The sequence below is a fragment of the Paenibacillus sp. sgz302115 genome (genome assembly GCF_056120445.1).
Genome location: NZ_JBVYOK010000007.1, coordinates 172,091 through 195,550 on the forward strand (window position 1 = coordinate 172,091; position 23,460 = coordinate 195,550).

Below are 23,460 nucleotides of genomic sequence, written 5' to 3' on the forward strand. Positions count from 1 at the left end.
GCAATGGAGGATGATACCATGATTGATGCCCATATTCATCTTGATCAATATAAGGATGAAGAGCTGGAGGTTATGCTGCAAGAACTGCCTGAGCAGGCTATCGAAGCACTGATTGCGGTCTCAATGAACCTCGACTCTTGCATCCGTACACAAGGCATCGCCGCGAAGGGTCTGGGGCGGGTGAAGCCAGCCTACGGCTTCCATCCCGAGCAGCCGGTTCCGGCGGAAGCTGAGCTTACGGCGCTGCTGTCGTGGATCGGGCAGCATGCCGGGGACATGGTTGCTGTAGGCGAAATCGGTCTGCCTTACTATTCACGGGCCGAGGCGCTGGCAAGAGGTGAAGCTTTTGAAATGGAGCCTTATCTCCGGATTCTTGATTCCCTGCTTGCGCTTGCCACCCGTCTGGACAAGCCGGTTGTACTGCATGCCGTGTACGAGGATGCACTGACCGTCTGCGATATGCTGGAGAAGCATGGTATTACAAAGGCGCATTTCCATTGGTTCAAAGGGCCGGAGGAAGCGGTCGCCCGGATGATCCAGCGCGGCTATTACATCTCCTTCACCCCTGACATTCTATACGAACCGGAGATTCAGGAGCTGGCGCGGCGTTATCCGCCGGAGCTGGTGATGGCCGAGACGGACGGGCCTTGGCCGTTCGAGGGGCCTTTTGCCGGACGACCTACTCATCCGGCGATGGTTCATGACGTTGCCGCCGCATGGGGCAGGCTGCACGGATACTCTATCGCTGAGGCGGAGGCTCATCTGACTGCTAATACGGTGCGATTTTACCAGTTGTAGCTGATCTGTGATGAAACGGTCGTGCGGTGAATTTTTTAGCAAATTGGCGATTGAAGAAAGGATTGAATCCATCATGACAATAAAAAAAACAACTGCTGCCGGTCTATTATCGGCCTTCCTGCTGATTGGCAGCTTGACCGCAGTGCTCGCAACTTTCCCAGCCTCTGCTGCAATATCCGCCGCCCCTGTCCCTGCTTCTACAGCCAAACCTGCCAAGGTGTATCATGCCGGTGAGACATGGAAGGTGAAGGGTGAATGGGAATTTACAGTGAATTCAATCCGTGAAACTCCGCTCCGTGCCAACGAGGCAGACGGTTATAAGCCCGCCCAACAGGTGCTGATCGTCGATTACAGCTACAAGAACCTTCGTCCGGCCGGCAGAGAGCCGTTGGCCTTTTCCAAAGCAAACTTTTACCTGAATGATGCTAAGAACGCCGATAATACGGCAGACGGCTCTCATTATACTTTAGTAGTTCCCGGCGAAGACCGCGCCATCAATGTTGAATCCGGTAAAAGTGTGCATAATGCTACCTGGGTGTACGCGTTTTATGATCAGAAGGCCGCTACCGTTCAGTTTAATGTCGGCGCATATGATTCGCATCTGAAGCTGCATGAGACCAAGTTCATCGTTCCTGTACAATCCGGTATGTAAAGAACAGGCGCATGGGGCCGCCCATCATAACCTTGGCCTCATGCGCCTGACCAACGGATTTGATCTGCACATTGCACATCAATCGTTAAGCAGCAGTCTCTCTACCTGGATCAGCTCTTCACCCATGAATTCCATCCGGTAAATATCCGGCTTGGAGGTCTGAAGCAGAAAATCCAGCCCATATTCTCCGGCAAAATGATTCATCATCAGCGTCATCACCATGCCATGGGTGCCGATGACTATTTTTTCGTCCTTGTGCTGGTGCAGGATCTCCTTCAGCGCTTGTACGGCCCGGGTCTTACAGTCGTTATTGGACTCCCCACCACCTGAGAGCACAAAGTCCGGCTCCGCGAACATTTGCTCCAGATAGGGATACAATTCATGATCCGGCAGCGTCCTCTCATCATCCGTCCAGCATCTTTCTTTCAGGTCTTCAACGATACGAACCTCTTGCCCAAGCTCCTCTGCCAATCCGGCAATCGTGTCAACCGCCCGAATATAAGGGCTGCTGTACAGCGTATGTATGCCTTCCTTCCGCAACCGCTCCGTCACTCTCCGCGCATCCTTTTCCCCAAGTGCCGACAGCCCGCGCGATCTTTCATTGCCCGAAGTTTTGATGGATTCGCCATGCCGTACCATATAAATAACAGTTGCCATTAGAGCCTCCTTAATGTATGTCCATCTACAAAATACCATGTCTGCTGCATGCCCTTCCCTCTTACACATTCGCCTGGACTATCCATATTCCTCCATAACAAAAGAAAAAAGCCCGATTGGGCTTGGCAGGAGTGCTTATTGGATCGCTTGAGAGCGGCAGAAATTGCATGCCAGATATCCCCCATACCAGATCCCCCACGACTGCTAAATGTACTTCGTACAGCTATAGCGCCTAAAATAGCGGCTATCAGAGCTTTAAATGTATTTCATACAATAAAATTCCGCGAAAACCGTATTTATCAAGCAAAATAGGATTTATAGCTGTACGAAGTGCAGTAAAACGTGATTTTTGGTTTTGTAAGGTCATTCTTACTGTACAAACTGCAATTATCTCTGAAAAAATAATCTAACCATGCTGCTCCAGCCGGGCATCAGCGTTATCAGAAGGCTGGGGCAGTGCTGCAATGTCAGTCCGCTGCGTCTTCACCACCGGCCACAGCACCCGCCCGAACACGATGCCAACCAGTCCAAGCAGGACCTGGACCATCCCGAAATTAACAAAAATACGGCCAGGTCCGGCAAGCTCTACGAAGAGTCCTCCAAGTAAAGGAGCTGCAATCATCACGACGCCAAGCACTGTGCTTTGGATGCCGAATACGCGTCCGGTCATGTGGGGAGGTGTTTCTTTTTGCAGGCAATAATTGAAGGTAACAAAAAACATCCCATTCCCGATGCCCAGTATGAATCCGAACAGCAGCACCCAGAAGGCCGGCGCACCAGGCTGGAGCAGCCCAAGACCTGCAATCGGTCCGCCGATCAGCACATAACCCATCCCAAGCCTCCAGCTATACCCCGTTCCCGGGTTCAGTCTGTTCAATAGAATAATGATCAGTACGGCCCCTACTCCGGATGCAGCCACCATCCAGCCCAGCAAGGATTCATTGGCCGGCGAGAGCACACGGAACAGGCTAGTGAACTGAAAATCAACGATCTGGATCGCCAGCGCCCCGGCGAGTCCGAACAGCATGGTATGCAGCAGCAGGCGGCTGCGCAGCATAAAGCTCCAGCCCTCCTTCCACATCGTGCGAAGCGGCACCCGTTCTTCCTGCACCTTCACCGCCTCGTTCTCTTCTTCTGTGCGAATGTTCTTTACAGAGAGCAGCAGCAGATAGGAGCCGACCCGCAGCAGGGCATTTAATAAAATACACCACTGCGGGGTAAGCAGGGTAAGCGCCACGCCACCCAGCAAGGGGCCGGCAATTTTGGAGCCCTGGTTCACGATCCCGTTCAGGGAAGCCGCCTGCAGCAGTTGATCCTCCCTGACAATGCTGCGGGTCAGCGACTGCTGCGCAGGCACATTCAGCGTGGAAATCGCGGAACGCACCGCCAGCAGGGGCAGCAACCAGAGCATATTCGGGGCAAACAGCACCAGTACGGTCAGGAATGCCGTTAGCAAATCGCACATCCGCATCAGCTTCAGCTTGTTCAGCCGGTCGGCGGCAACCCCGGCGACGGAGCCGAGCAGAATGCCCGGCAGCGCCATAGATACCGGGATCAGCGCCAGCATCAGCGGGCTGACCTGCCAGCGGTAGCCGACAAGCACCTGAATGGCCAGGGTGTCGAACCAATCGCCAAAGGTTGCCGTGGCAAAGGCGCTGTACACGCGCATGTATACTTTGTTGTGCAGCAGGCTGGCCGCCTGCTTAGTTGAAGCCTCCATTTTACATTCCTCCAGGTGCAGTCAGAATCATATAGCTGTCTTCTTTCTGCTCCAACTGTAACGGAGAATTGTCAGAGAAATATCAGGGGACCTGCAGCAGCCGCTGCAGTATGGCTTCCAGAGGCTGGCCTAACCGGTTCACCCCGGATTGCTCAAGCGCGGAGGCAAACAGGTTGTCATATTTGTGCTGCAAAGCCTTCTGGGGCGGGAATATGCGGCAGAAGTGAAAAATTCTGTACAGTGCGTAGAGCCTAAGCGGAACGAATCCGGACATTTCCAGCACCTGCAGCCCTTCATCCATCAGCTTCTCCGCCTCCCGCGATTGTCCGCGCTGTGAATGCCAAAGTCCCTTTACAACCTTGTAGCTCCCGATTTCCCGTAAAAAAGGCTTCTCATGCAGGATGGTTTCAATCTCTTCGTCCATCCGCTTAAGCTCCTCATCCCCGGTTCCCGCCACCAGATGCACAAAAAGCTCCGTAATCTTCGTCACTGGAATGAAATTTTCAAATTCAGGCGCAGCAATTACCTGATACGACCGTTTCAGACGCTCCAGCGCCCGCTCAGGTTCTCCCGCAAGGGTGAACAAATCCAGAATGGTCAGAATCTCCAGCTCAAGCTGGTAGTGAGGAAGCAGCAATTTCCGGGAGATTAGCTGCTCGCAATAGTTTAGCTTCACCTTGGGATCACCAGAGAAAATATAAAATAGAAGCAGATAAAAAAGCCTTTCCGCACGCGGAACCTCCTCCGTATGCAGCAGCCAGTCCAAATCTCCCTGCACAAAATGAATAACCATAGCATAATGCGGATCAAGCTCGTAGCCGAGAATGTCCTGCTGCCGTGCCAGCGTCAGCATGGATCTGCCTTGCCCGTATACATGGAACCTGGAGAACACTTCGCGCATCGTCTCGCGCAGCTCCGGGTCATTTGCTGTCGGGTTCAGCGCAACCCCTGCGGGAGAGCCCGGCAGCGTCAGACTGTAGCCGAAGCCGCGGACGGTTCTGATGTCCAGACCGCCAAGCCCGCGGAGCTTTTTGCGCAGCCGGTAAATATGGTCGTCCACCGTCCGCTCTACCGGATACTCCAGCGGCCACACGTTATCCAGGAGCTGCTCCCGGCTGAACGTGCGCCCTCTGTTACGGTATAAAAACTGAAGCAGCGCGAATTCCTTGGGCAGCAGCTCCAGCGCAATCCCGCCTGCAGTGACCTTATATTCGCTTTCGTTAAATTCGAGAAGCATAACCGAACCTCTTTTCCGGGGATAAGTCCATGAAAGTATTATAGCAGGCCCGGAATCGGCAAACGATAGCGGCTCTAAGCTTCAGGATAAAAAATGCCCCCTGGCTGCTATAGCAAAGCAGCCAGGAGGCATACATTGGATAAAGTGTATCTTGCTTAAATCAGATTGGACTTCTGCAGCAATCTTTGGATGATCGCGGCAACTTCGGCTCTTGTAATATACGCCTGAGGAGCCAGCGTAGTAGCGCTTCTACCGGAAACAATGCCGGACTCGATACTGTCCGCAGCACTGCTTGCTGCCCACTGCGAAACACTGCCAGCATCCGTAAATGGACTCAGCAGCTCATCTGCTGCTTTGCCCGGAAGCTTGTCTCTTAGCGCGGTGATCTTCATCGCTTTGGCAATGATCGTCATCGCCTGTTCCCGGGTAATCTTGTCTGCCGGACGGAAGGTTCCATCTTCGAACCCGTTAATCAAGTTGGCTGCGTATGCCGTCTGAACTGCACCGCTGTACCAATCCGAAGCCTTCACATCGGTGAATGGCGCTGCGCTGTTCTCCAGCTTCAGTCCAAGTCCGCGTACAATGATTGCGGCGAATTCAGCCCGTGTAATATCCGCATCCGGTGTAAACATGCCATTTCCTGTACCGTCAATAATCATGCGCGATCCCATATTATTCACGATATCCTTGGCCCAGTGCCCGGATACATCCTTGAATTCGAGCGGATGCCAGATTATGGAGTAGGTGCTGTTGGTTAGGCTGTTCACTTTTGCATAATACTTTTGGTTAATCGTAGTCACCTTAGTGGGCACATGTCTTACCGAGCCGTCCGGTTCTACCACAACCCCGGTTGTAATTCTATTAGGGTCAACGCCATCTGGAAGAGCAATCATCCGCTCAACATATGCGTTGAATTTAGACAATTCGATTGTGCTATTGCCATACATAGCCCGTACCACGAAGTTAAGCGGAGGAGCCACAAGCGTGAATTCTCCCTTAACAGCCGAATTCCCCACTGTTCTTAATGTATCGTCTGCTGGAGTGGCGATTTCAATCTGAATGGTTATATCCTTCAGTGCAACCGAGGCTCCAAGTTGTTTCGAAATGTCATCAATATTGATCTGGCGGGCAGGCAGAGTATAGGTTGTATTTCCTCTCTTCAGCTCCAGCACCGCCTGCTTTTCATCCATACTCTTGACCATTTCCCCATTCACTAGGCCAATGACAACATCTGCACTTGTATTTACCGGAATGGTAATTACCGCGCCCTGGCCTTCAGCAGCGAGCTTCTCTTCCAGCTTGGTCTGATCAACAGCTACGGTCATAACCGTCTGCCCGTTTACTACGGCGTTAGTTACTATTCCCGCATTTTCCAGCTTGCCGTTCACAAGTATATTGAACCCGTTGTCCGCTGGTGTTGGTGTTGATACTGGTGCTGGTACTGGCGTTGGTACCGGTGTTGGTACTGGTGTTGGTACTGGTGTTGGTGTTACCACAGGCCCAGTAGTTGGAGTGCCTCCATCGCCACCGGAAGGAGCGTTCGGTGTTACAACGTTTGACAAAGCAGAAGCGGCACTGCTGCCTGCGCTATTGATCGCTTTTACTGTAAACGTATAGGTCGTTCCATTGACCAGCCCTGTGATGGTAATCGGACTGCCGGTTCCAACAGCGACAACATTGCCAGGTGAGGATGTAACCTCATACCCCGTGATCGTACTGCCTCCGTTAATTTCAGGAGCGGTAAAAGATACCACCGCTTGCCCGTTCCCGGAACTGGCGGTTACACCGGTCGGCGCGCCCGGAACCGTGTTTGGAAATGCGCTTCTTTCATTAGAGGCCGCGCTGTCACCTTCCGGATTGGTTGCTTTGACCACAAAATAATATGCTGTTCCATTATTTAGCCCAGTCGCTGTATAGCTGTATACCGAACCCCCAACAGTGGCAATTTCACTGCCATAAGCGGCGGAAGCAAGTCTCTGGAATATTTTGTACCCCGTCGAACCGTCCACCGGAGTCCAGAACAAGCTGACTTCCCCGTTGCCTGCAAAAGCAGATTGCAAGAGTGGTGCCCCAGGAAGCGGCAAGGTTGTGTCAGTCATTGCGATATTCAGTGTTTGCGCGGCTCCCGCGCTGAAGTTGAAGGTCAGGCTAGTGCTCCCCTCTGCCAGGGTAGCCAAAAATTCTTTTTTGATTGTTACCGTGCTGCCGGACAAAGTGTAGTCTGTTCCCAGTGAAAGGTAAGCCACACCGTTCGAAATACTAATAAGTGTATTGCCGTTAAGCGTCAGCGCTGTTGTCACGTCAGCCTGGTTAGCCACGTTTTTATCAAAGCTGGCACTCACCGGATTAATAGTACTGTTCTGATCCGCTATAATCGTGTAGGCTTCGCTCAACACGGGACTATCTACCATCCCCGCTTTCACGGCGATGGCCTTAATGGTCTTCGCGCTCGTCAATGAAATCGGCGCGCTGTAGACTGCGCTGCCGCTGGTCGGCGTGCTGCCATCCGTCGTGTAGTAGATCGTCGCTCCGCTCGTCGTCGTGCTCAGCGTTACAGTTGTGCCGGACGCTACCGCGCCTCCAGCCGGGTTCGCGGTTGGCGCGTCGACTTGCGCCATAATCGTGTAGGCTTCGCTCAACACGGGGCTGTCTACCATCCCCGATTTCACGGCGATGGCCTTGATCGTTTTCGCGCTTGTCAATGGAATTGGCGCGCTATACACCGTGCTGCCGCTGGTCGGCGTGCTGCCATCTGTCGTGTAGTAAATCGTTGCTCCGCTTGTTGCCGTGCTCAGCGCCACGGTTGTGCCAGACGCTACCGCTCCTCCGGCTGGGTTTGCGGTCGGCGCGTCTACTTGCGCCATAGCTCCCGCAGTAGTCATTACCAACTGCGAGTTGCCGGAGATCAGCACTTCACCATTTACATCCAGCAGTGAATAGATCGCATTTGGATCAATACCTGACATATCGATTCCGGCATCCTGCCAGGTTGAGCCGTGATCATTGGTGTAATAAATCACTGGAACATTATTGTTATCCGTTACCAGCATATAGACGTTATTGCCCTTTTGCCCAAGTGTTGCTGTCGATGCATAAGAGCTAAAAGCATCTAATACCGTTGGTGCGCTCCACGAAGTTAGATCATCACTTGTACGGGTGAAGACTTTGTAGGTGGTTGAATCATAACCAGTCAGAATGTATTTGCTTCCGTCATACAGAATATTAATTAAGGTGTCTTGCTGGTTCGGGTACGCGCCGGACCGGTTGACCCAGGTTTCCCCATCTGCAGATGTCCAAATGCTGGCAGCATCCACATACCCTTGAGCGTCATAGCCGTATCCCAGCGCAATGAATTGATTATTGGTGTACGCTATGGAATACACTGCGTCTATAGATTGTGCGGGCAGAGCAGGCTCATGCCAGGTGATGCCGTCCGTGGACGTTTTTATTTTGGGAGCCGAACCTGAACCTGATCCAACCGCAACAAATTTCCCATTGCCAAAAGCGATATCCGTTATGGAGGTCGAATCATTTAAGGTATTTTGTATGGTCCAGGCTGATCCGTCATTCGAGGTGGCCAGCGCAGTTTGGGTTTGAGCCCCTTCGCCGATAGCCACATATTTGTTATTGCCGTAGGCTGCTGCCGTAAATCCCGCAAGCCTTGAAGGCAGCGTCACCTTGTTCCAGGCAGTCAGGTCGCTTGAAGTCCAGATTGCCCCGTCAGCGCCTTCTTTTCCTACAGCGATATACTGTGATCCACTGCCATGAATAATGTCAGTAAATGTCCCGCCCCATTTATAGCTCCAGTCAGAGCCATTCGAGGATACAAGCATCCCTTCATTCCCCAGGCGAAAATACTTTCCGTTCACAAACTTTGAGAACTGGGTGACGAAATTATTTTTGAACGGCTGCATGCTCCAGGTGGTTCCATTCGGCGATGTGTAGACCGCGCCATAGTATGGAGATTCATAGCCGAACAAGTAGTAATTCAAACCATCATAGAAACCATTGAACATCTGGTTATTGTATTGTGAGGAATTTTGCTTAAAAGGAGGTCCCACCAGCGTAAAGGTCGATAAATCTGTCGAGGTCCAAATATACGCCGACGGATCGGAAATAAAGTAGCGGTCGTTCATCCAGGTCAGCATATTCGTTCCGGAAGACGGCCCGCCAGCGGTTGAAGGCTGCGCATTGGTCCAGGTTGTACCATCGGTGGTAGAATAAATTTTTCCATTACTGCCCCCCACGGCTAATCTGGAACCGCTATTACCAGCAGTAACTTGGGTTAACCAAATCGTGGAGTCTACTCCCGCAGGAATGACAGAAGTCCAGATTATTCCATCCGGCGAGGTCAGAAGCTTCCCTTGTGTTGTCGCATAAAAAGCACCGCTTCCTTTAAAAGTGAGATACTCCACTCTCGATATCCCGGTACTTACATTGGATGTGCGCTGTGTCCACGTGTTTCCGTCCGGCGAGGTCAAAATTACCCCTTCACTCCCGGACACTACAAATAGACCATTTCCATATGCTACGCCATTAAAAGTAAACGACCCGGGATTCGTTACCCCGGAATAATTGATGTCGGCCTTGGTTTTTACATTCTCCCAGGTTTCCGCATCAGCCGACTTGATGATCGCCCCGTAATATCCGACAGCGATATACACATTGTTGCCGTAAGCCATCCCCGACATTGCGCTCGAGGGCAAATTTGTATAGCTTTTGGCCGTAAAGGTGTCAGGCGTGGAGCTTGCAGCATACAAATCCGCCGGGCGTACCAATAAAATCCCAATCATCCCCAGTAACAACATCCCCATAAGGATATGCGCGGAACCTTTCAAGCCTCTTGTCATGATCGCTGCCTCCAAATAATTGATTAAATTCTATGATGAGCGGCAAATAAACTACGAATAGTTCCATATTTCGACAAAAGGCTACACGATTCCTTCAAAATAATTATAATAAAATTTATTTTTTTGAGATTTTAAATTTCACCCAATCTAACGCAAGAAAAGGGATAGAACCGGCAGTCACCCGCTGCCAAATTCCATCCCTTTTTAAAATAAAACCGATTCTGCTGGGCTTACTTAAGACTATCCAGCGCCGCTTTCTCGATAACATAGGTTCCCGCCATGAGATCATGCAGCGCGCGTTTGTGCTTCGTGAAGGCAACACATACGCAGTCAATAGTAATGACAATACCGAGCATCGAGCTCAATCCTTCAGCAAGCGGGCTCCAGTTGGAAATGGGGCTATCAAAGGAAACGATGATATGATTGCCGAAAGTTACAACGAAAGCCAAAAAAGAATTTACTATAAAAAAGCTGTACCGGATCACGGACTGCTTCAATGAAGGCAAGGTACCATCGGCATTAACAATCCGGACCTTTAACAGCAGCTTCCCGGGCGTACCGCCATACCGGACCACCATGAAAATATTGAATGCGCACAGCAGCAGAAACTGGATAAACAGCGGTATCGCCGATTGAAAATAATCCGCCACCCCGACAATAAGCCAATTCAACAAGTATGCCGGAAGCAGCAGGACAAGAAAATCCACAAAGCTGATCAGCACTCTTTTCCAAAAACCTACATAATCACTTTCTTCAAGCTGATCTTCCACGCTATGCTCCATCGCTGCCTCCCCTCAAGGACTGTACGCATCCAAAATATCCTTTCCACCTGCTCCGCCTCTTCTATCCTATTGGCTGAACCGGAAATATATCCCTCTTCGCTTTCAGCGGCTCCTGCTACTGACTATTGCTTCTTTAAGCTAAAAGTGAACTTCCACGTAGCCGTGTTCCCGGAATAACGCCCCCGATTTTCGACTACAGTCACTTTCAGGGCTTTGGTGGTAGTTTTGGTGATACTCGATACCTTGATCGAAGCTGCTTTACTTGCCGAATCCGGGATCTTATCCTGTTCTTCCGCGTATGCTGTAAGCTTCACGCTGTCCGTTGATTTCAGAGTCAGAACTACAGAGTCGCCTTCGGCAATCTCTTTACCGTTGGCATTGGCCACTGTGTACCATTCATTTCCTACATGATTGTTTTCCGTCAGCTCGGCACTGACCAAAGTAACTTTAATTTTCACATTTTTGGCTGCCGCCGAAGTCGACTGCACCGGAACCGCCAGACTGAACAGAAGCAGCAGCATTACCATAATTCTGATTTCCTTCATCCGCATTTGAGAGTGCCTCCCTCATAGATTACGTGATTTCCACGTGTAGTTCAGCAAACAACCCGGCACAGACAAGTTTTGTCCGAACCGGGTTAGAGGCTGTATTAATCTATTTATTTCGCCAAAATATTCTATTATCCTCCATTGATCTGTAACTTATTGTATATTTCTGCGTGGCGGTGGCATCTAACTAAGCTCACGGATCGCTCGCTGCAGACTCACAATTTCCGCCATCAGCTCACGGTTCGCTGCTTCCGACCCGCTGGGCTCACTGTGCATAAGCCGGGCCAGCCGCAGCTCTAGTAACTGCAGCTCACCCTCGCGGGACTGCTCTTCTGGAGTCAGCACACGGCTGCGTTCCTTAGCGGCGTACTCCTCATAGGTGCCCGGATAGAATTGCGGCTTCCGCCCGCGTTCCAGCAAAAGCAGCCTGCTGGCTACTTTAGTGTGCAGATAACGGTCATGCGAGACGATAACCAGTCCACCTGGATAAGCGGCAAGGGCTTCCTCCACACGCTCACGCGTGTCGATATCCAGATAATTGGTTGGCTCATCCAGCACCAGCAGATTGGCCCTGCCGAAGTACAGCCGCAGAAAGGCTACCCGGCATTTCTCACCAAGACTTAAATCCCCAATCCGCTTGAACACATCCTCCCGGGGGAACATGAAGCAGCCCAGAATCGTCCGCGCCTCGGTCTGCGTCATACCCGGCAGCTCCAGCAGACTGTCCAGAATCGTAGAATTCAGGGGCAGATCATCCAGCTCCTGGGCAAAATACCCCACCTTCGTCCGGGGATGCAGACGCAGCTCGCCACCGGCAGGCTCTATCCTTCCTGCGATCAGCTTAAGCAGCGTGGACTTGCCGGCACCGTTCGGCCCCAGCACTGCCAGGCGGTCACCGCGCCGCAAGGTAAGATTGAAGTTCTCCAGCAGATCAGGACCACTGTCATAAGCACAACGAATGCTGCTCATAGCTGCCAGCGTATCGCCCTGGAAGCCTTCGCTTTCCAGCTTCATGCTCAGCTTGGGCGCGGCCTGCGGAAGCTCCACACGGTTCTGCTGAAGCCGTTCCAGGCTGGCCTCCTTGGCATGGAGGCGGGAGACATTTTTCTTCGACTTCGCGCGCAGGAAGTCATTCTGTCCGGCAGCGCGATGTGCCTGCTGGAACCATTCGGCGTACCGTCTGATGCTCTCCAGCAGCTTTTCCTTCTCCTGCTCCTGTTTCTTGTACTGCACAGCCAGCGTACGCGCTTCCACTTCCTTCTGTTCGCGGTACTGCATATAGGCTCCCGGATAGCGGCGGCAGCCGTGGGGACTCAGCTCCAGCACTGCCGTGGCTGTCCGGTCAATAAAGGCGCGGTCATGGGACACGTATAATACCGTGCCGGGATAATTCCGCACCCATTCCTCCAGCCATACCAGCGTCGCCTCGTCCAGATGATTCGTCGGCTCATCCAGCACCAGCAGCTTCGGCTGGCGGGCAAGCAGCGCGGCAAGCTGGACTCTCGTCTTCTGTCCGCCGCTAAGCTGGCGATACGGCAGGCTCCACTCCGCCGGATTAAGCTTCAGCTGGTTAAGACACTTTTCCGCCTTGGCCTCCCAGCCATAGCCGTCCAATTGCAGATAGTGTTCATACACTTCTCCGTATTCGGCCACTGCAGCTTCATCTCCGCCGTCCGACTCTTGAAGCCTGCGGCTCAGTTCTCCCAGTCTGCGCTTAAGAGCCGCCACCTCTGCCGAGCCGGAAATTACATATTCCAGCGCGCTGACGTCAGAGCAGATATCCAGCTGCTGGTCCAGCACGCCCCATTCCTCTGGCGGAAGCCCGTAAGCAACTGTCCCCTCCTCGAAGGAGTACCGGCCGAGCAGACCCTGCAGCAGTGTCGTCTTGCCAATCCCGTTGCGCCCGAACAGCAGGACGCGTTCCCCCTCGGATATTTCAAAGGAGACATCCGCAAACAGCGGGATGCCGTTCCACTCTTTGCGTATATTTTTAACTTTAATCAAGGTCATATCCATTCCTCCGCTTCAATAAAACAATACAAAAAAACCGCAGCGGGCGGCCTGCGGCATAACATGTATGAAGGAGGGAGATGCCTTGAAACAGCACTGCTGACCGCATTTCCCCGCTGAATGGCAGGGCAAGCCGTCAACATACAAGCTGCTTTCAAATGTAATAAGCATCGCAAGTTCCCCAATCGACACACGTATCCCCTGACCGTACACCCCAAACAGAAACTTTATAGCGCGCAGCAAATAAAGTCTTATATTTTAAAGGCGTCCCGTGGCTTGTGCATATGCACATCACAAGTAAAAAGGTCTTTTGACAAGGAATCGTGTTAGTTATTCATCGGCTTGGGTGAACCTCCGTATTTGTCCGAAATGCAATAATACCCAAAGTATAAAGAACCCCATCCCAAGAAACAAGGTCAAGAACAGTTATAACAAAAGTTGACCACTGGACCCGCACATTAGCTTAAGAACGGCGCTCCACCGGAATCAGCATACCGGCTGACGTGTTGCAGTATTTCCTGATTGTTATTCACAATAATTAGCTTTTCCGCAAATGGCTCCGTCAGCCTCATAATTTCCGGAACTCCCTCCCGGTCAAAGCCGCGGTTCCATTCAAACAGCATCACATACAGATTCCTAAAAGTTTGCTTGTAATTCCCCTGCTCCAGGCCCAGCCTTGTCTTGACGAATCTGCCCACTACCCGCAAATCCCGAACTACTCTGCCTGGTCTGATCAGAAAAATCACATCCGCCTGCCGGAAGCTCTCGCTCCCCCATTTGTAGTGTGCCCCTTCGATGATCCACTCGCTGGAGGCCACGGCTTCCGCTAACTGAGCGTCCCTGACTTCCACTGAGTTCCTGCAATTTTCAATGCTTCTGTCCCATACAAAATTATCGGTTTCATAGCACGGTATCCCGTAACGTCTGGACAGTTCTTTGGCAATATAGGACTTGCCGCTTCCACAGCTTCCAATAATCCGGATTCTAATATCCATCTCTCCCATGAAATATTTTCAGTATAAAATCCTTGTCCGGCACCCCCAGTTCTGCATACGACCGGATAAAATCCGTATTGTCATACGGAATCTCCAACAACTGCACATTCAGCTTGTCAGTGTTGACATTTACTATTCCATATCTCGCAATAGAAGCTAGAGAGTGGGCACAGCCCAGCGCCCCCGGATTCACAAACGTTCTGCTATGCGATTCAAAGTGGTGGACTATATGATGATGTCCATAGGCGACCAATTTATAATCCAGCCCACTATACATCTGTTCCAGCGAATCTGTGCTCGGATCGTTATCTATCGGCTGAAACCACTGATTTGAATCAAGATGATAATGGGTAAAAAGCATAGGCACACCGCCAATGGTTGCATCCACTGCCTTCTGCCAGTTGCTCATTATCTTCATGTAAGCGGGATACATTCTTTCCGCCACCCATTCATGATGCCTTCTCTCCGCATGATGCCCTGGCGGCGGATCTTCCTTGCGGAACGCGGCCAGCACGGCCAAATCATGATTGCCACTGACAAAAGAAATCTGTTCCTGCCCCAGCAGCAGCTCAAATACACGATTGCTGTCAGGTCCAATGCCTACCACATCCCCCAGGCAAAAAATTTGCCGGATTCCCCTGTCCGAGATATCCTTCAGCACCGCTTCCAGCGCTGGAGCATTGCCATGAATGTCGGTCAGAATTGCAAATGCAGGCAAGTCCATCACCTTCCTAAAAAAAGTCTCTATCATCCGGCCTCACCTTTTCTCGGCAATCCAGACCGTCCATCTGTCCTTTTCTTCGATGTGCTGCAGTTGGCCCAGCCTTGCCTTGATGAAACCGAGCAGTTCGGCGAGTTCATCGTCTGACAGCTCATGCAGGATCGACCGTCCCGTACGTTTCAACAGATCAGCCTCCAGCCCGGAGAAATCTTCATAGATTGTCCGGGTTTCCCAGAACTTGAGCTCGGCAATGACCTGAAAGCCGGCAAGCTTCAGTTCATCCTGAACCCGCTTGCTGGTATGCCTTCTGCCGGTTTCCTGCTCAAGCAGACGCGGGAATTTTTCGAAAAAGTAGCCCCTCAGGTGCGTTCCGCTTCCCGGCAGCGTGTTGTCTTCGGGAGTCCGGTCCTGAATAATCAGCCTGCCTCCCGGCTTCAGTACTCTCCAGGCTTCACCGAAGCACTGGTCAAGCTGCTGAAGATGATGAATCAAGGCACGCTCCAGCAGCAGATCAAAGGTATCAGCCTCCAGCCTGGTATCCAGCGCACTGCCTTGGACAAATGATATATTTTCAAGCCCCGCACAGTTCCGCGCGGCCCCCTCCAGCATTTCTTGGGAGAAATCCATAGCCGTCACCCGCTCCGCCCCCGCTACAGCCAGCGCCTTGGAATAGATGCCGCCGCCGCAGCCCAAATCAAGAACCCGCTTGCTGCGCAGCCGGGCATACTCCTCAATCATCTTGATCCACCGGTTCTCAGCCGTCCGTGAAGTATAACTCCATTTGTTGCTGCTGTCGTGAAAATCAATTGGCATAAGCTGTCTGTCCCCTTCCTCTCCCCTGCTTTCTTTCTATAACTTCAATATCTATCCTGCAATTCCTTCCACTATAAAAAGACCGCAGCAGGCACTGCACCTACTGCGGTGAGAGGATAAAGTACAAATTAGTCCTAGAATGTTACCGTGGCTTCCTGCTTGCTCCACTTAAACTGTAGCCCAAACAGCTCTGTCAGACTGCCGAGCGGGAGATACAGACGGTTATTTACGTTTTTGGATGCGGTCATGGCTACGGTTGTGCCGTTTACTGTTGCTTGATTGGTCAGCGGCTTATGCATCGCCGTACGGTTCCCTATAGTGATGATCAGCGCACCCGTTCCGGGATCTTGCTGCAGCGTGCCTCCCAGCAGGGCCACGGATTCTTTCAGCGGAACAAAAACACGCGAATTCTCCAGCACGAATTCATCCTTCAGCTTCACGGCTTTGCCGTTAATGACGAAAGTTCCGGCAATTGTTGTTGAGCCTAGCGAATATCCGCTTTTGACAGCAAGGCTCTCCATGCTGAGCGTTGAAGAGGTGATTACCACATTTGTATTCTTGGCGACTTTCGGATACAGCCAGTGGATGTCATCGTTATGCATGCGGATACAGCCGGCACTGACATATTTGCCGATGGAAGATTCATTATTATTGCCGTGAATGGCATACGTTGTGCCTTTCGTACCGTTCACTTCCAGCCCCAGCCAGCGGTCACCGAGCGGATTGGCCGGATCTCCTCCGGGGATGTGCTCCTTATAGTAAGGTCTGTTTTTGATCTTGACTACAATTTTGAAGCGGCCTTCAGGCGTTAGACTTTTGTTTTTGCCTGTGGCAACCGGAAAGGACCGGACCAGCTTGCCGCCGCTGAAATAGCCCAGCGTGTTCGTTTTTTTGTTGACAATAATCAGATCTGAGGACGATGCCGCCGATGCCGGAACCGCTCCTGTGAAACAAACCGTAAGCAAAAATACAAATGCAAGTGTCACCGCCAGGCTTCGCGCCACAAAGCCCTTCGTTCTAAAAAATTGACCCAGCAGATTCATGCTGCCCCACCTCCAAGTAATGGGCGATTCTGGAAATCACCTTTTTATTAAACGAAATCAGGCAGCAAAAGTTTCACATCAGCTTGCTCCTTTCTGTTTGGCTCGTCCTCCTGATTATGTGGTTACATGAATATTCAGCACCTTCCTCACAGATAATAAGGGCGCATTACAAAATCGAGCCTGTCTAGGAGGAACAATACTTTGAACTCAATGATTTCCAGCCAGATCAACCAATGCGAACAAATCATCCAGCAGCTTGTGAACCAGACCCAGCAGGGCACGCAGAATTACCAGCAGCTCCTTCAGCAAGAACAGCAGCATGCCGCCAAGCTTCAGGAGCTTAGCCAGCATAGCCAAAAAGCCATCCAGATGATTCAACAGTCGCTTCAGGGGCATCAGACTGCGATGCAGCAGCTCCAGCACATCTCCCAAATCACTAGACAAATGGAGCAAAGCTCCATGACAACCAGCTTTAATCCGGGCATGCCAGCTTACAGTACAGGGGGGCACAGCTACAACCCTGCCTTTAATCCCTCGTATGGACAGCAGCAGCCGATGCACACTTCCCCAATATCCGGCTCATCCTACGGCTCGCCAATGAATCAAGGACGGGGCTTCCAGCAGTAGTACTCTCCGGAGCGGCTATTCTTGCAGATTATTCTGCGGGAGTAGCCGCTTTTTCGCTTTATTAAGGCGCGTTCATTACACCACCAGCCGTCCGCGCTTCTCGGCCAGGCTAATTGTCGCTTCGACGCCGGAGTTGAACTCGAGAAAGTCGCTCTCAACACCATCGCTAAAAATAACTCCGTCCTCCGGCATCTGAGAGGTAATCTTCAGCGGGGCATTATTGCTGATCTGTCCGAAGACCAGGCCGGCAGAGGTGGTCCGGCTTGGAAAGGGCTCCCGAACCGTAAAGATCAGGTGCGGATGATCCCAGGCCAGCCGCTGCTCTATGAATGTGCCGCCAGCCGGATTTGCAGGCGCAAGCCCATCTCTTGCGGCAGCTTGCCCGTCGGCCTGTTGGGAATCGGCCGCAACACCCGTCATCTGAAGCTGCGCCGCGCTGCGGGATATTCCCGCCGCTCCGGCGAGCACGCTTTTGAGCCAGCCGGTAGAGCCCATTCCGGTGGAGACGATAATGCCACTGGAGGACTGCTGCTCGGCGATGCCGTTCAGCTCCATCTGATAACGGGCAGACACATGGGTTTTGCGGCCAATGAATAAATCATTGACGCCGTATAGACATTGCCCGTCGTTAAGCTGCGCCTTAGCAAGCGTGATCTCGCGCACCTGGTGCTGCCCCCGGAACACCTCGGGCACAAGCGTCCGCAGATCCTTGACGGTGAACGGCAGCAGCACACCATCCCAGCGTCCGGGATCGGGATTTACCCCGATCAGGGGCTGCTCATGCAGGTATTTTAGCGTATTGGCTACAAGTCCGTCCTGTCCCAGCACGACCACCGTATCCTGATCCCCAAAGATGAAGTTCGGCACATGCTGCCGCTCCAGCAGCTGCACCCGGCCCACCGCGCCAAGCTCAATGACTGCAGTCTCCACAGCCTTCCGGTAATGAAAATCCTCACTGATATAATCACTGAAATCGGCGCCCAGCCGTTCAATATAAAACTGCGCCTGCTGGATGGTATTGTAGCGGACTACCAGCTCTTCAAGACGAGTCTTGCGTTTAATCAGAATGATTTTATTTTCTGTAGTTCTGCTGTTCATCGTCCGCCCGCCCCTTTATTCGCCCCCGCAGCACTTCCTGACGAACCGGGATTAGCCATAATCCCCTGCAGAAGATCCGGTGTAATGTTCAACTGGCCGATTTTCTCCGCATTTTCCGCCAGCTCCTGGAAGGCGATTGCAATCAGCTTATCAGGCTTCATGCCAACATTGGTCAGTGCTTGCAGCACACCTGGGGCCACGCCCTGCAGTGAATTCATCACCGCCGACAGCTCATAGGCTTTGGCATCTGCTTCCGCCCTCTTATTGGCTACGGTCAGCCCGATCAGCTCCTGCTTCTTCTCTTCAAGCGCGGTATCGAAGCTGAGCTGCTCCTCCTTCATCGCATTCTGCTTCTGCTTCACCGAACGCTCGGCGTCGAGCTGGGTTTCTCGGATCTGCTTTTTCTTCGCCTCCACGGCAATCTCCGTATTCAGCTCATTTTCCTTCACACGGCGCTCCTGTTCAATGGAAGCATTGCGGCGTTCATAGAGCGCATTGTCGGCGCTGCGGAGAATCTCTTCCCTGGCCTGTGCTTCTAAAGCGCGGAGCGTCTCCTTATTCGGCACAATAGCCAGAATCGACAACCCCATCAGCTCAATGCCCAGCTTCTCAATCTCTGCGTTCCGTTCAATTTCCTGAGTGATGGTCTTCGCCAGACGTTCGCTGGACTGGATCGCCTCCCGCAGCGGCAACTGCTCTAACTGCTTCTTGGTCAGCACCTTGGCGATATTGATCACGCGCTGGGCCAGCTTGCCGGGATCATCGGACAGATAGGTATTTTTCCGCAAATTATAAGTATAGTTCAGGATCTGCGTAGTCTTGCGGTAGTCAACAATCCGGTAGGTGAGCTGCCCCTGCACTGTCACTGTCTGATAATCATTCGTTATCTCTTCGAACATGAACGGAACATCAATCGAGGATACCGGAACCACAACAACCGAAGTCGTAGGCGCATAATAGTGAAAAGAAAGCCCTACTCCCTCGCGGACAACCTTGCCGTTCTTCACCTTAAGCACATAGTCGCTGGGCTGGAATTTCACAAATCTGAATCCGAACATGGACAAAACCTCCTGTTTGCTTGTTATTAACAATTTGTTATTAACAGAATCATAGCACGATTTATTGATATTATCAAGTTGTTAATAACAAATTTCATATTGGAGCTTTACCCGCTTCAGCAATCCAGGTCCCGCTAAATTGAGGCCCTTCTATGAAATTTCATCGTCTGAAGTGCCGCGAAAGAGCGGCATGGCTGTCTACTATATAAAGTGCAATTGATTATTTCCAACAAGTAGAAACGGCAGCGCCGTCCTTAGAAGGACGGTATCCGTTCCAGCGAGAAATATAAGGATAAAGTATAGCGTGAAACTTATACTTTCTTGTATTTTTAAAAAAACACCGCACCCTCCAATTTTGGAGAATGCGGTGAGCGCTTTTGTAATGAAAGAAACCCAAGCGAACAACGCTGCTATTTCACAGTCACTTTAATTTTGACGGTCTTGCCGCCGTATTTCACCGAGATATAAGCTGAGCCTTTGCTGTTCGCCTTAACCAGACCGTTCTTCCCGGTAGCTACCAGTTCTTTGGTCGATGCCCAAACCGCGCTTTTGGAGACATCCGACTCACTGCCGTCTTCAAAGGTGGCTGTTGCCGTTAGCTGCACGGATTGGCCCTCTGTCAGCGTCAGATTCATCTGGCTGACCTCCAGATATTTCAGCACATCTACTGTGACTGGAATTTTAACGGTTTTGCCGCCATATGTTGCGCTCACGTAGGATTTGCCGTAACCGACCGCTTGAACTGTGCCTTTGGTCGCCGTGACAATTTTGTAGCTGCCGCTTTTCCACTCTGCTTTGTCAGTAACATCTTTGGTTTTCCCGTCACTGAACGTAATGGTTACTGTGGCTTTAGCTGTTTCGCCGGATTTCATTGCCATGTTAGTCACGGAAGCTTCAATCTTCGATATTTGATCTACTTCAACGTTGATCATGATCTTCTGGCCTCCGTAGGAAGCGGTGATCGTCGTCTTGCCTTTCAGAACACCGGTCACCAGGCCCTTCTTCACCGTTGCTACTGTTGCCTTGGACGAGCTCCATTCTGCATCTGCAGTCACATTACTTTCTACCCCCGATGAATCAGTAGCTGTCAATGTGATCTGCTCTTTGTCTGCAGCCGACATCGTAATCAAGCTTACACTCGCCGCAAGCTCATCGACCAGGCCGACATTGACCGTAATTGCCGCTTTTACCGTGCCCACTTTGGCGGTGATCACCGCTGTACCCACGCCGACGCCGGTAATCAGTCCATCTTCGACCGTGGCAATCTTCGCATCACTAGTGCTCCATTCCACCTCGTCCGTCAAGGTTTTGTCCGTGCCGTCACTATACTCGCCGGTTGCTATAACCTGATAGGTCTCATCTTCCTGAAGCTCCACCGTCTTCGCCTGCAGCGTCAGCTTCTCCGGTGTTCCTGCCGTTACCTTGATAGTCGCGGTCTTCCCGCCATAAGAGGCGGTGATCACTGCGCTGCCTGTAGCATAAGCGGTAATCGTGCCGTCACTTGCATCTGCGATGTCGGAATGATCGGAGCTCCATACCGCATCGTCCGTCACATCCTGTGAGGTTCCATCCTTATAGCTGGCCATCACCGTCACAGATTTGCTCTGGTCAATGCCGAGGTTCAGCTTGCTGATGGTAACATTTAGCCGGGAGGCTGTTTCAACATTCACAGTAATCGTAACGGTCTTGCCGCCGTATGCTGCAGTCACTGTGGTAGTTCCCGACTTGTAACCTGTAATCAAACCTTTGACTGCAGTAGCAACATTCTCATCTGCCGTGGTCCACACCGCATCATTTGTCACCACACTGGAGACACCTCCCGCGTCCAGCGCGGTCAGCACTAACTGCTGCGTTTTGTTTAGCCTAAGGAATACACTGTCATCGTCCACGCTAAGCTTATTGCTTTTGCCTACAGTGGCAGTTACGGTTACATTCTTCGAGCCGTAGCTCGCAGTGATCGTTGTATTCCCTTCGCTGTAAGTGGTAACACTGCCTTTGGACACAAAAGCTACCGCCTCATCGCTGGAGCTCCATGTTGCCTTATTGGTCACATCCGCCGTGGTTCCATCGGCAAAGGTAGCCGTCAATTTAATGGCCTTCGTGGCATTCACGGCCAAATTCAGGTTCGTCTCGCTAAAGGCAAGATGTCTTGCCGTTCCGATATCCACGGTAACCGTTGCCTTCACACCGTTATAGGTTCCCGTAATCGTTGTCGTGCCCACGGAGTAGCCCGTAATTAACCCTTTGTTGACCAGGGCAACGCTCTTGTCGGCAGAGGCCCATACCGCACTGCTTGTCACATCGGACGATGAGCCGTCTCCGGTAACGGCAGTCAGAGTAAGCTGCTTCGTTCCGCCCGATTGCAGGAATACGCTGTCTTCACTGGCGACAAGCTTGTTCACAGCGCCTACTTCAACCTCCAATGTGGTCTCAAGTGTGCCGTAGGAAGCGCTGATCGTTGCTGCTCCCGCCAGTTTGTACGTCGTGATGACTCCCTTTTTGACATAGGCAACTAGTTCATTGCTTGAACTCCATGTCGCCTGGGAGGTTACATCCTCGGTGCTGCCGTCGGCATAGGTTGCCGTTAGGGTCAGCGTATGCGTTGAGCCTGTCTTCAGGCTAAGCTGCTCTTCACTGAGATCCAGATAACGGGCTACTGCAACATCCACATTCACTTGCACAGATTTGTCGCCGTAGGTTCCCGTAATGGTTGCTGTTCCGGCTGTATAGCCGTAGACTTTGCCTTTATACACATAAGCAATGCTGGAATCGCTGGAGCTCCAGATGGCCGTGCTTGTGATATCCTTTGTGGCTCCATCCGGATACACCGCCGTCAGCTTGAGCTGCTGCTCCTCTTCCGGCTTCAGAAAAACGTTCTGATCATCCACTGTGAGTTTGCTGGTCTGATCCACCGTCACCTGGATGCTGGTCGTTTTGGTGCCGTATTTGGCCGTAATCACCGCTGCTCCCTGCTTATAGCCGGTAATGACGCCTTTGAGCACGTCCGCAACAGACTCATCACTGGAGGACCAGGTGGCAAGCGAAGTTACATTCTCCTGTGTGCCATCCTGAAAAGTGGCAGTAAGCACAACGGGCGAGCTGTCCTTCAGCAAAAGCGCAAGCTCCGGCTTGTCCACCGTAATCCGCTTGGCTACCTCTACGTTTACTGCAACGATAATTGTTTTTTTGCCGTATATCCCTGTGATCGTGGCAGTACCGGAAGAAATGCCTTTGACTTTCCCGTTGACGACAGTGGCGACCGCAGTATCGCTGCTGCTCCAGACTGCCTTGTCAGCCACGGTAGCATCGGTAGTATTGTCAGAGAAGGTTGCCGTCAAAATAATGCTGCCCGACTCTCCCTTGCGGAGATCCAGACTCTGCACATTCTGAGTCAAGGCCTTGACCTTTTTCGTAACCGTAACGGTAGCCGCTTGGGAGAACTTCGTCCCGTCGCTGTGTGTATACACCGCCACGATAGTTGCCGTTCCTTCCGCCTTCGCGGTAACGATGCCATTATAGACCGAAGCAACGGATGGCTTATCGCTCGACCAGTCGCTGTTTACAGTCACATCCCCCGAGGTGCTGTCGGAATAGACCGCAGTAGCGGTCAGGGCTTGCGTATCTTCGATGGACAGCGAGAGCTCATTTGCACTCAGCACGATTTTGGAGACTGTAACGGCCGTACCGGCCATAACCAATCCGCCATTTCCAAATACGAGAAGCATCGACATTACCAGCACAAACAATCGGTTCAAGCTGTTTTTCTTCAATCTGTCACCCTCCTAGCTGAATTATGATTTCATCCTCTTATCGACATATCCCAACTTGAAAATTAGGTGTGAAAGTCTCAT

At 51.8% G+C, this 23,460-nt stretch carries 17 protein-coding genes and 1 pseudogene; 4 read left to right on the plus strand and 14 right to left on the minus strand.

Translation table 11 applies throughout. From position 1 onward, the window contains the following. The first annotated feature begins 18 nt into the window (after positions 1-18). A complete protein-coding gene (locus tag AC0LWN_RS15960; RefSeq protein WP_474666915.1) occupies positions 19-798 on the plus strand; it encodes a TatD family hydrolase in 780 nt (259 codons plus the stop codon). A 73-nt stretch (positions 799-871) separates the two neighbouring features. Beyond that, positions 872-1,450: a hypothetical protein gene (locus AC0LWN_RS15965; RefSeq protein WP_474666917.1), complete on the plus strand. Its 579-nt coding sequence runs from the start codon at positions 872-874 to the stop codon at positions 1,448-1,450. 78 nt (positions 1,451-1,528) lie between these two features. On the opposite strand, the gene AC0LWN_RS15970 is transcribed toward AC0LWN_RS15965, so the two are convergent. The 11 genes from AC0LWN_RS15970 to AC0LWN_RS16020 all read right to left on the minus strand — a co-directional run bounded on the left by AC0LWN_RS15970 (position 1,529) and on the right by AC0LWN_RS16020 (position 16,826). After that, the gene (locus tag AC0LWN_RS15970) at positions 1,529-2,107 is read right to left on the minus strand and encodes a histidine phosphatase family protein (protein WP_474666919.1); all 579 of its coding nucleotides are present in this window, start codon (positions 2,105-2,107) and stop codon (positions 1,529-1,531) included. Positions 2,108-2,513: 406 nt separating this feature from the next. Next, entirely contained in the window at positions 2,514-3,827 is a 1,314-nt protein-coding gene (locus AC0LWN_RS15975; RefSeq protein ID WP_474666921.1) for an MFS transporter, read from the minus strand. An 82-nt stretch (positions 3,828-3,909) separates the two neighbouring features. Continuing rightward, entirely contained in the window at positions 3,910-5,064 is a 1,155-nt protein-coding gene (locus AC0LWN_RS15980; RefSeq protein WP_474666923.1) for a winged helix-turn-helix domain-containing protein, read from the minus strand. Between the two features lie 155 nt (positions 5,065-5,219). After that, positions 5,220-9,914 carry a chitobiase/beta-hexosaminidase C-terminal domain-containing protein gene (locus AC0LWN_RS15985; RefSeq protein ID WP_474666925.1) on the minus strand — a complete coding sequence of 1,565 codons (4,695 nt, stop codon included), beginning with the start codon at positions 9,912-9,914 and terminating at the stop codon, positions 5,220-5,222. Positions 9,915-10,144: 230 nt separating this feature from the next. Next, a complete protein-coding gene (locus AC0LWN_RS15990; protein ID WP_474666927.1) occupies positions 10,145-10,696 on the minus strand; it encodes an RDD family protein in 552 nt (183 codons plus the stop codon). Positions 10,697-10,818: 122 nt separating this feature from the next. Continuing rightward, positions 10,819-11,247, minus strand: a complete 429-nt coding sequence (locus AC0LWN_RS15995) for a hypothetical protein (protein ID WP_474666929.1) — start codon at positions 11,245-11,247, stop codon at positions 10,819-10,821. Between the two features lie 180 nt (positions 11,248-11,427). Then, positions 11,428-13,254 carry a ribosomal protection-like ABC-F family protein gene (gene abc-f / locus AC0LWN_RS16000; RefSeq protein WP_474666931.1) on the minus strand — a complete coding sequence of 609 codons (1,827 nt, stop codon included), beginning with the start codon at positions 13,252-13,254 and terminating at the stop codon, positions 11,428-11,430. 458 nt (positions 13,255-13,712) lie between these two features. Further along, positions 13,713-14,249: a P-loop NTPase family protein gene (locus AC0LWN_RS16005; RefSeq protein WP_474666933.1), complete on the minus strand. Its 537-nt coding sequence runs from the start codon at positions 14,247-14,249 to the stop codon at positions 13,713-13,715. Beyond that, a complete protein-coding gene (locus AC0LWN_RS16010) occupies positions 14,239-14,967 on the minus strand; it encodes a metallophosphoesterase family protein (protein ID WP_474666935.1) in 729 nt (242 codons plus the stop codon). Before AC0LWN_RS16010 ends, AC0LWN_RS16005 begins: the two co-directional genes overlap by 11 nt. 39 nt (positions 14,968-15,006) lie before the next feature. Next, complete coding sequence (locus AC0LWN_RS16015) at positions 15,007-15,783, minus strand: methyltransferase domain-containing protein (RefSeq protein WP_474666937.1); 777 nt, start codon at positions 15,781-15,783, stop codon at positions 15,007-15,009. A 134-nt stretch (positions 15,784-15,917) separates the two neighbouring features. Next, the gene (locus AC0LWN_RS16020) at positions 15,918-16,826 is read right to left on the minus strand and encodes a L,D-transpeptidase family protein (RefSeq protein WP_474666939.1); all 909 of its coding nucleotides are present in this window, start codon (positions 16,824-16,826) and stop codon (positions 15,918-15,920) included. A gap of 210 nt (positions 16,827-17,036) precedes the next feature. Between AC0LWN_RS16020 and AC0LWN_RS32825 the strand changes: the two are divergent. Next, a pseudogene (locus tag AC0LWN_RS32825) lies at positions 17,037-17,219 on the plus strand (hypothetical protein); the annotation flags it as partial. Between the two features lie 66 nt (positions 17,220-17,285). Next, positions 17,286-17,453, plus strand: coding sequence for a hypothetical protein (locus AC0LWN_RS16030; protein WP_474666941.1), 168 nt, complete (start codon positions 17,286-17,288; stop codon positions 17,451-17,453). A 75-nt stretch (positions 17,454-17,528) separates the two neighbouring features. Here the strand turns inward: AC0LWN_RS16030 and AC0LWN_RS16035 are convergent, their stop codons facing one another. The 3 genes from AC0LWN_RS16035 to AC0LWN_RS16045 all read right to left on the minus strand — a co-directional run bounded on the left by AC0LWN_RS16035 (position 17,529) and on the right by AC0LWN_RS16045 (position 23,379). Continuing rightward, complete coding sequence (locus AC0LWN_RS16035) at positions 17,529-18,551, minus strand: NAD(+)/NADH kinase (protein WP_474666943.1); 1,023 nt, start codon at positions 18,549-18,551, stop codon at positions 17,529-17,531. Then, positions 18,548-19,609 (minus strand): SPFH domain-containing protein, encoded by a 1,062-nt coding sequence (locus AC0LWN_RS16040; protein WP_474666945.1) that lies wholly within the window; start codon positions 19,607-19,609, stop codon positions 18,548-18,550. The genes AC0LWN_RS16035 and AC0LWN_RS16040 overlap by 4 nt, the downstream gene beginning before the upstream one ends. A gap of 410 nt (positions 19,610-20,019) precedes the next feature. Next, positions 20,020-23,379: an Ig-like domain-containing protein gene (locus tag AC0LWN_RS16045; RefSeq protein ID WP_474666947.1), complete on the minus strand. Its 3,360-nt coding sequence runs from the start codon at positions 23,377-23,379 to the stop codon at positions 20,020-20,022. Between the last annotated feature and the right edge of the window lie 81 nt (positions 23,380-23,460).